The 10,727-nt window shown below is 42.2% G+C and carries 4 protein-coding genes; 2 read left to right on the top strand and 2 right to left on the bottom strand.

Translation table 11 applies throughout. The features are described from left to right. Window positions 1-70: 70 nt before the first annotated feature. Window positions 71-1,051: a magnesium transporter CorA family protein gene (locus GTQ43_RS09900; RefSeq protein ID WP_265272444.1), complete on the bottom strand. Its 981-nt coding sequence runs from the start codon at window positions 1,049-1,051 to the stop codon at window positions 71-73. Between the two features lie 668 nt (window positions 1,052-1,719). Here GTQ43_RS09900 and GTQ43_RS09895 point away from each other — a divergent pair. Then, window positions 1,720-7,590, top strand: coding sequence for an AAA family ATPase (locus GTQ43_RS09895; protein ID WP_265272443.1), 5,871 nt, complete (start codon window positions 1,720-1,722; stop codon window positions 7,588-7,590). A 175-nt stretch (window positions 7,591-7,765) separates the two neighbouring features. Beyond that, on the top strand, window positions 7,766-9,655 hold the full coding sequence (locus GTQ43_RS09890) for a sensor histidine kinase (protein WP_265272442.1): 1,890 nt from the start codon (window positions 7,766-7,768) through the stop codon (window positions 9,653-9,655). A 59-nt stretch (window positions 9,656-9,714) separates the two neighbouring features. Here the strand turns inward: GTQ43_RS09890 and GTQ43_RS09885 are convergent, their stop codons facing one another. Next, window positions 9,715-10,683, bottom strand: a complete 969-nt coding sequence (locus tag GTQ43_RS09885) for a TauD/TfdA dioxygenase family protein (RefSeq protein ID WP_265272441.1) — start codon at window positions 10,681-10,683, stop codon at window positions 9,715-9,717. Window positions 10,684-10,727 lie beyond the last annotated feature (44 nt).

Here is a 10,727-nt window from a genome sequence, read left to right as displayed (position 1 = left end):
AGGGTTGATTTCAGTCTACTTCTCGACAGATTCAGATTCTCGACTTCTTCAATAAGTCGGGGATCTAGACCTACAACCAACGTTGTTTTTTAGCATAGACAATACTACTAATCACAATTAATGTCATCATGCAGATTACAGTAGGATAAGCCCAAGGTTGATCTAATTCCGGCATATATTTGAAGTTCATACCATAGAAGCCAGACATGAAAGTGATTGGCAAGAATACGGTCGAGAGGATAGTCAGGCGATTAATTCGTTCACCAGTTTTACTAGCAATATTATCTCGTTGGATTTCCATTAATTCTGACATCCAGGCTCTCAAAGCTTGATATTCTTGCCAGAGTTTATCAACGTGATTAACCAATTCTTCACTAAATAGTTCCTTGACTGGCTGAGTAATCCATTGGAAATCTTCGCGATCCATAATAGCCATAAGTGACTTGATGCTTTGAAAATTACGCCGTCCTGAACGAGTAGATTGCCTCATGGTGGCAATTCTTTGGTACGTTGATTCATCACCCAAATTATCTAATACTTCATCTTCTAGATCGTCAAGTTTTCTAGAAATATATTCAAATACAGTATAGTAATTATTCAGAATCTCTTTGAAAATAAGATAAAAGAGATAGTCAATTCCCCACTTTTGGATATCTAGAGGGCGCTTTTGGAGATTATTAGTGAGAATGCTTAAAGCTTTCAGTTCAGTGATTTCAAATGTGATGATAAAGTTATTTCCAACCACAATATTGCCCCGCGCAACCTCAAACTCATGATTTTTTATTTGAGGAGTTAGAATTTCATAACTATCAAACAAACAATCTTCTATATCTTCATCAATTCCTAAAGGGGAGTGGTTGAAAATCATATTAACACGAGATGGATTGAGTCCAAAATGCTTGATAATTTTCGCCGTTCCAGTGCGATCGCGGAAATGAATACAGCGCAACCAAATATTGTGAGAACCATCAATCTTTTTCAGTACTGTATCGACATCCCTATGGGTGGATATTTCCAGGCTATCTGGATAAAAAGTGAGGAGAATTAGCATAGGACTTACGCACTTTACAAAGAACTTATGATGTGCATTAACGTAAACACGCTGTTTTAGGTTTTTCATTGATGGTAAATAGACCCACATCATAGGGGTAATTCATGAATTGCCCCGACGATGGATTTGGTTTTTCCAATCATCTATACTTGGTCTTTCCTATAAATACGTAAGTCCTATATGGTTGGTGTTAGTGATATTTTACCTTGGAAGATACCCCTAACCCCTTAGAGGATGTTTTAAAAGACGTATATTTTGCATGACTTCTTAACTCCTAAAAAGGCACAGAGTCAACAGCCAACTTTATTGCCCGTTACAGAGCGTGGTTCTTGGCTATAGCGAACAAAATATTGGTTAGGACTTACGCAAAACTACACGCGGTAGGGGGCAATTTATGAATTGCCCATACCATAGAATCAGGGTTTTAGATTAGGACTTACGCAAGAGTCACGGAATAACGAACCGCAGAGGCACAGAGGACACGGAGAAATGAGAGTTTGAGAGATATTTTGCGTAAGTCCTAGATGTTTCAAAAGGGTCTTTAAGGCAGTAAATGCGATGTCTACGATGATCTGCACTTACACACAAAATCAAACTGAGTTAGCAAAAGCTGGTTTTTGGGCACACTATTTGAAATAAATGGCTGATTTATGAAGAGTTGAAGAAGTATGAATACAGCAGTTAAGCCTATGGACAGGCTTTTGAATTATCGAATTAGCGAACAACTTTATGCAGGTTCTAGAACCTTAGTTTACCGGGCAATTCGAGAGTCCGATCAACTTCCGGTTGTAATCAAACTGCTTCAGCAGGAGTATCCCAGCTTCAACGATCTGCTGCTATTCCGCAATCAGTATACGATCGCTAAAAATATCGATCTACCTGGTATTGTTCGTCCCTACAGCCTGGAACCTTACCACAACAGCTATGCCTTGGTGATGGAGGATTTTGGCGGTATTTCCCTCAGAGATTGGATGAACGAAAGAATGAGGGATAAGCAATATAGTTTGACAGAGTTTTTGGAAATTGCGATCGCTCTGAGCAATATTCTTGACGGACTCTATCGCCATCGGGTTATCCACAAAGATATTAAACCTGCCAACATCCTGATTAACCCGGAAACTCAGCAAGTCAAGTTGATTGATTTTAGCATTGCCTCTCTTTTACCTAAAGAAACCCAAGAAGTTCACAGTCCTAATGTCTTGGAAGGGACTCTCGCCTACCTTTCCCCGGAACAAACCGGGCGGATGAATCGCGGAATTGACTATCGCAGTGATTACTATTCTCTTGGCGTTACCTTCTATGAATTGCTGGCTGGACACTTACCCTTTCAGTCTCACGATCCGATGGAGTTGGTTCACTGTCATATTGCAAAGCTTCCAGAAGAATTGGGAGGCAGGGGGCAGGGGGCAGGGGGCAGGGGGGAAGAAGAGATTCCTGAAGTTCTTTGTGACATTGTGATGAAATTGATGGCGAAAAATGCTGAAGACCGCTATCAGAGTGCATTAGGGCTGAAATTTGATTTAGAAAAATGTTTGTCTCAGTTGCAGGAAACTGGAGAGATTAAATCTTTTAAATTAGGGGAACGGGATATTTGCGATCGCTTCATCATCCCAGAAAAGCTTTACGGTCGGCAAGGCGAAGTTGAAAGTTTATTGAATGCCTTTGAGAGAGTCAGTCAGGGAAGCACTGAAATTATGTTGGTAGCTGGCTTCTCTGGTATTGGCAAAACTGCTGTGGTTAACGAAGTCCACAAGCCAATTGTCCGACAACGGGGTTACTTCATTAAAGGTAAATTTGACCAATTCGGGCGCAACACCCCTTTCTCTGCCTTTGTGCAAGCCTTTCGAGACTTAATCAGGCAACTGCTGAGTGAAACTGATGCTGAATTCGAGCAATGGAAGTGCAAAATTCTCTCTGCTTTGGGTGAGAACGGACAAGTGATGATTGAGGTGATTCCAGAACTGGAAAGGATGATTGGCAAACAGCCTCCAGCGCCAGAACTCTCTGGGAGTGCGGCACAAAATCGCTTCAAATCGCTGTTTTTGAAATTTACTCAAGTCTTTACAGCCAAAGAGCATCCATTGGCGATCTTTATTGACGATCTACAATGGGCAGATTCTGCTTCTTTAAACTTAATGCACTTGTTAATGAGCGAAGCTGATATCGGCTATCTACTATTAATTGGTGCTTATCGAGATAATGAAGTTAATCCGGTGCATCCCCTGATGCTGACTTTGGCAGAGATTCAAAAGTTAGGCGCTACAGTCAATACAATTACCTTAGCTCCTCTCGATCAAACATCTGTCAATCATTTGGTTGCAGATACATTGAGTTGCACACTAGCGTTAGCTGCACCGTTAACAGAGTTGGTATTGAGCAAAACCAAAGGTAATCCTTTTTTTAGTACCCAGTTTCTCAAAGCGCTACATCAAGATCGACTAATTACATTTAATTTTGAAGGTGGTTATTGGGAATGTGATGTTGCTCAAGTGCGATCGCTCGCCCTGACTGATGATGTCGTAGAGTTTATGACAATTCAGCTAGAAAAGTTGTCAATAGAAACTCAAAAAGTTTTGAAATTAGCGGCTTGTATCGGAAATAAATTTGACTTAGCGACACTGGCGATCGTCCATGAAAAATCCCAGATGGAAACAGCCGCAGACTTTTGGCAAGCTGTCCAAGATGGTTTGATTATTCCTACGAATGAAGTCTATAAGTTTTATCAGGATTCGTCATTAGTCATTAGTGATTTGCAAAGGACGAATGATCGAGGACAAATAACAGGTTACAAATTTCTTCACGATCGCATTCAGCAAGCTGCCTATTCACTAATTCCTGACAATCAAAAGCAAGTTACTCACTTACACATTGGGCGTTTGCTGCAACAAGCGACGACTGGAAATGAACGAGATGAGAAAATTTTTGCGATCGTCAATCATCTCAATCAAGGGGTGGCTTTGATTAGCGATGAACAAGAGCAACAAGAACTTGTAGAGTTAAACCTAGCGGCGGGACGTAAAGCCAAGAATGCAACGGCTTACGCAGCAGCTTTAGAATATTTCAACACAGGTATTAGTATACTTACGGCTAATTGTTGGCAAAGTCAATACAATCTTGCTCTGATCTTGTATGAAGGAGCAACTGAATCAGCTTACCTCTGCACCAATTTTGAACAGATGGAACACTTAGCCGAGGTTGTGCTGAATCATGCCCAATCATGGCTAGATCGGGCAAATATCTACAACATTAAAATTCAAGCTTGCATTGCCAAAAATCAGCAACTAGAAGCCTTGCGACTAGCACGGGAAGTCTTAAAGCATCTGGAAGTGGATTTGCCAGATAAACCTACCCCAGCAGACATCGAACAGGCACTCAGACACACCCAAACCTTACTCAAGGATAGAGCAATAGAATCTTTGCTGGAATTACCCCAAATGACCGCACCAGAGAAAAAAGCGGCAATGGTTATTTTGTCCACAATTATTTCTGCTGCCTTTCAAGCTGCCCCAGACTTATTACCTTTGATCGTTCTTGCTCACGTTGATTTATCTGTGCAATATGGGAATGCACCAGAATCGACTCATGGCTATGTGATGTACGGGTTAACATTGCTTGTTGTCTTGGGAGATATTGAGGCGGGCTATGGCTTTGGACAAATGGGGATGAAACTGCTGCAACACATCCATGCGCCTGAGTTAACCGCTAAAACCATTTTTGCCTTCAACAACTTCCTGAGACATTGGCAAGAACCTGCTAAAGATACTCTAGAAGGGTATCTAAGAGCCTATTCGAGTGGAGTAGAAATTGGTGATATTCAATATGTCGCCCTCAGTCTTCTTGGCTATAGCCTCACTGCCTATTTAACCAGTCAAGAGTTATCATCTCTGAGACAAACGATGGAAGCTCATCGCCAGGTAATGCAGCAACTGCGCCAAGATACTTATCTCCAGAAGCAAAGTATTTACTATCAAGCTGTACTCAATCTGCTAGAGACTACGCCCCAACCCGATCGCTTGTATAGCGAACATTATAATGAAGATGAAATGATTCAGCTTCACCTCAAAACCAATGATGTGACAGCACTATATCAGATTTATGTCAATAAACTGCTCCTCTCGTACCTGTTTCAACGCTATGAACAGGCATTAGAAAACGCCAACTTAACGGAACAGTATTTAAGTGCAGGGAAAGGACTCATACACGTTCCAATTTTCTACTTCTACGATGCACTAGTTCGATTAGCGGTTTACCCAACTGCCAGTGAGACAGAGCAAATCAGCATTATAGAACGGGTAACAAATCATCAAGAAAAACTCAAGAAGTGGGCAGATTATGCACCGAGCAATCAGGCTCACCGTTATGCTTTAGTTATCGCCGAAAAATGTCGAGTTTTGGGGGCAAAAGCCGAGGCAATTGAGTATTACGATCGCGCCATTGCTCAAGCCAAAGAAAACGAATACCTGAACGAAGAAGCGATCGCTAATGAACTCGCAGCTAAGTTTTATTTAGAATGGGGCAAAGAACGCATTGCTCAAGAGTATTTGATTAATGCTTACTATTGTTACACTCGCTGGGGCGCTAAAGCCAAAGTCGATGATTTAGAACAACGTTATCCACGGCTTCTAGCTCCAATTTTGCAACAGACGCGCTCGCCGATCGCCAATATTGACAGCATTACTACCTTCCACTCCAGCACTAATAAATCAACGTCTAGCAGTAGTGCATCAGTAATGCTAGATTTGGCAACAGTTTTAAAAGCCTCTCAGACTCTCTCTAGTGAAATTGAACTGGATAAATTACTTACGAAGCTGCTGCAAGTGGTAATTGAAAATGCTGGCGCAGATAAGTGTGCGTTACTACTGCTCAAAGAAGGTAGATTGCTAGTTGAGGCAACTGCGGAAGTTGGGCAGCAATCAAGGGTGTTACAGTCCATTTTTGTGGAAGATAGCGCAGACGTTCCCCATAGCCTAATTTATGTCGTTAAACGCAGCTTCCAACCTACCGTCATCCTTGATGCAAGAGTGCATCCGGCGTTGATAGCTGATCCCTACATCATTCGTCAACAGCCCAAAAGCTTACTGTGTACGCCGATTCTCTATCAAGGTAAACTGTTAGGGATTTTGTATTTAGAAAACAATCTGATTACTGGGGCATTTAGCAGCGATCGCGTCGAAATTCTCAATTTGTTATGTACTCAAACTGCAATCTCCCTAGAAAATGCCCGACTTTATCAGCATGCACAAAGTACCTTAGAAAATCTGGGACAGACGGAACAATTCTTGCGGTTAATTATTGACAATATCCCCCAGTCTGTTTTCTGGAAAGACTGCAATAGTGTTTATTTAGGCTGTAACCATAACTATGCTCAAACTTGGGGTCTAGGAGTACCAGAAGATGTTATTGGTAAAACAGACTACGATCTTCCTTGGACTAGGGAGCAATCAGATTTTTTTGTAGCGCGCGATCGCCGCATCATGGAGTCTGGAGAAGCGGAACTCAACATTATCGAAACTGTGCAGCAACTAGACGGAAAACAAAAATGGTCAAATACAAATAAAATTCCTTTAAAAGATAGAGAAAAAAATATTTTTGGGATTCTTAGCACCTCTGAAGACATCACAGAACGCCAGCAAGCACAACAATTATTGCAACAGCAAAAACAACAATTAGAAGAAGCTTTGCAAGAACTTCAAATGATGCAGTTACAGTTGGTACAAGCTGAAAAAATGTCTGCTCTTGGTAATCTAGTAGCAGGTGTTGCTCATGAAATCAACAACCCTATCGGCTTCATTGCTGGTAACTTAGAACCAGCCAAAAATTATGTCAAAGACTTGTTTGGACTAATTAATCTTTATCAAGAAAATTTTCCTAATCCCGGCTCAGATATTCAAGACGAAATTGATGCTATCGACCTGAATTATTTACGCGAAGATTTACCTAAATTACTGGACTCAATGAAATTGGGTGTTCAGCGTATCCGCGGGATCAGTACCAGTTTGCGAACCTTCTCCAGAGCAGATAAAGATTATAAAGTTCCCTTTGATATTCACGAAGGCATTGACAGCAGTATTCTGATTCTTAGACATCGTTTAAAAGCCAATGAAAACCGTCCAGCAATTGAGATAGTTAAGAATTATGGCAAACTCCCCCTAGTAGAATGCTTTGCTGGACAACTTAATCAGGTGTTTATGAACTTGTTAGCAAATGCTATTGATGCACTTGAACAATACAATACAGAACGGAGTTTAGAAGCGATTCTTGCCAACCCCAATCGCATTACTATTCAAACTCGTTTATTAGAGTCCGGTCAGCAGATTTTGATTAAGATTGCCGATAACGGTGTGGGGATGTCACCGGAGGTCAAGGAACGAGTATTTGACCATTTATTCACCACCAAGCCTGTAGGAAAAGGCACTGGATTAGGATTAGCGATCGCTCGGCAAATTGTGGTAGAAGCGCATGGTGGTTCCCTCTCCTGCATTTCCGAACTTGGACAAGGCACAGAGTTTGTCATTCAAATTTCTACTCAACAAGAATAGACATAGGAGTGAAAAAGAATGTAGAGACGTAGCACTGTTAAGTCTCTACAAGGGTTCTGCATAACGCATATTTAATTTCTGGAGATGTCTAATAATGAGTGCTGAGTGTTGTTTACTTGACTCAACACTCTTCGTTTTTGCTTTTTAAATTTTAAATTCGATTCAAACGATGATAATGCTTAAATTACGAAAAAGTTGGTTGAAAATTAATCCCCCACGGTATGCTCCAATCGACAAAAATCACTACTCATTGAAATGGCGATCGCGTAATTTCATATTATTATCAATTTTGGTGATTCTGTCCCTTAGTATTAGCGTCACCGCTATCATTAGTTACAACCTTGTCAAAGGACTGTTGCTCAATAGTCTCAAGCAGCAAGCGCTGTTAAAAACAGAACAAGGTCAAAATGATATTGATAATTGGTTAGCGATTCGGAAGACAGAAATTAAAACTCTGGCAAATTCTGCTGTAGTGCGATCGCTAGATTGGCCTGTGATGGAACCTTATTTGCAATCTGAGGTGAAGCGGATGCAAACATTTTTACTCATGGCGTTGATCGCGCCAGATGGTGCATTGATTAATACTCAGGGAGGTCGGACAAGCGTCAAAGATCGAGAATTTTTTCAACGCAGTATGACAGGTGAAACAGTAGCCGCTGATCCCATTATTGGGCGCACATCCACAAAGTTGCAGATTCAGATTAGTTCGCCAATTCCTGCCAAAATAGGCACAAAACCAGCAGGTGTATTGATGGGAGGAATTGAGATTAATCGGGTAGTTGAGGTGATTAGCGATTTACATCAAGGTAAGGGTAGCTATGCTTTCGCCCTCAATTCTCAAGGAGTTCCCATCGCCCATCCCGATATCCGACTGATTGGCACACCTGAAAAAGCTGCCCAGAGTTTCCTCAATTCGCCTAATTCTCAGTTGGCGAAAATCACCCAAAATATGGTAACTAAACGCACAAATATTGAATTGGCTCAACTAGATGGGAAGTGGAACTATGTTGCCTACACCCCGCTTCAAGAAGCAAATTGGTCGGTAGCTTTAGTTGTACCCCAAGAAAATATTGAATCGCCATTGCAAGCGTTGAACTTGTTGGCTACGGTTTTGGGAGGATTGCTAGTAGTTGGGTTGATTGGTGCATGGCGACAGGTGCAATTATACGAACAAATTCGCGATCGCGCCTTGATTTCGAGCCAGCAAGCCCAAGAACTCAGTGAAACATTGAAAGAATTGCAAAATACTCAAGCTCAACTCATCCACACCGAAAAAATGTCTAGCCTCGGACAAATGGTGGCTGGAGTCGCACACGAAATCAATAATCCCGCCAATTTCATCCATGCCAATCTCAACCACGCAAGTCTTTACAGCCAAGACATCCTCGATTTGCTCAAGCTTTATCAACAAACCTACCCAAATCCTACGCCAGAAATTAGCGATCGCGCCCAAGACCTTGATATTGAGTTTCTTGCAGAAGATTTACCTAAACTAATGGCATCGATGCAAGTGGGAACCAAACGTATCCGTCAAATTGTGCTGTCGCTGCGTAATTTCTCGCGCCTCGATGAAGCAGACATGAAATTTGTAGACATCCACGAAGGATTAGACAACACTCTCATGATTCTAAATCATCGCCTGACAGCCACGCCCAATCAACCAGAAATTCAGATCGTTAAAAAATACGGTGATTTGCCCCTAGTCGAATGCTATGCAGGGCAACTAAATCAAGTATTTATGAATGTTCTAGCCAATGCGATTGATGCTATAGAAGAGTCATTAGTAAAGAATCAAGGAAAAATTCAGATTCGTACTGATGGCACTGATGACAAACAAGTAATTATTCAGATTTCCGATAATGGTATTGGGATGTCAGAAGAGGTCAAACAACGAGTATTTGACTATATGTTCACTACTAAACCTGTTGGCAAAGGAATTGGGTTAGGAATGGCGATCGCTTATCAAATTATAGTAGAAAAACATACAGGCAGTATTGAAGTTGATTCCACCCCAGGATGTGGTACAGAGTTTACCATCCGTATTCCTTTAAAAAGTAAAAATTAACAAGGGGATTTTGCCCCTTGTCATTAAACCCCTACAGGTAGGTAAAGCCTTGTGTAGACTTACGAAAGCACTGGTTCTGCTTCCAGCTTCTCGGCTCTATTCTTCAAGATGGTTGGTAATTCGCTGCTGAACGCTTCACCTTCAACCACTTGCGATCGGAAACCATCAGGCCCAACTGGAACATCACCCGTGATGGTAGTACGATAAAGGACGCGCTCGACTTCCAGATGATCCAGATCCTGAGGGGCCAAATGCGAGGTAGCGCGATTGTCCCAGAAGGCAATATCACCATTGTTCCAACGGAAACGCGTGGTATAGGCAGGTTTAGTAATCTGGTTGAAGAACAACTCAAGCAGCAAGTCGCTTTCTTGTCGTGACACATCAAGAATGTGTGAGGTAAAGCCAGGATTCACATACAATGCTCGTTCACCTGTCTCAGGATGAACTCGTACTACCGGGTGGATTGAAACCAGTGGATTGGCTGCAATGCGTTGAGCGATCTTGCTATTGCTGGGCAGATTCAAACGCGCATTGAAGCGATGTTCGGCTTTCAATCCGTCTGCTAGCGCCCGCAGGGGTGCTGATAGACCCTCATAAGCTGCTACCAAATTAGTCCACTGTGTGTCACCACCGAAGCTGGGAACGTTAACCGCACGCAAAATTGATGCCGCAGGTGGGTTGACAACTGCCGTCACATCGGTATGCCAGCGACTCTCGTAGCTGGAACGCCGCAGACCATTACGCCGCTCGTAGCGGCTGCGGTCAATTGGCAAGATTTCTGAGAAACCTTCTATCGGCTCGTCTTCGTGGGGATGTGCGTAGGTAACTTCGCCGAAACGTGCTGTAAATGCCACCTGTGCAGCATGATCGATGTTCTGACCGCGAAAGAACACGACTTTCCACTTTAATAGTGCTTGACGAATTTCTTTGACTGCATCATCGTGCAAAGAACGCGAAAGGTCTACGCCACTGATTTCAGCACCAATGAAACCAGCTACCTGTTTGACTTCAATGTGTTTGTTAGTCATTTGAATTCTCCATAGTTTGATTTATAGGGCGGTGTTCGCACTCG

Source organism: Nostoc sp. KVJ3 (genome assembly GCF_026127265.1).
Lineage (GTDB): Bacteria > Cyanobacteriota > Cyanobacteriia > Cyanobacteriales > Nostocaceae > Nostoc.
The sequence above is the reverse complement of the archived record's forward strand: the minus strand, read 5'-3'. Positions and strand labels throughout refer to the sequence as shown.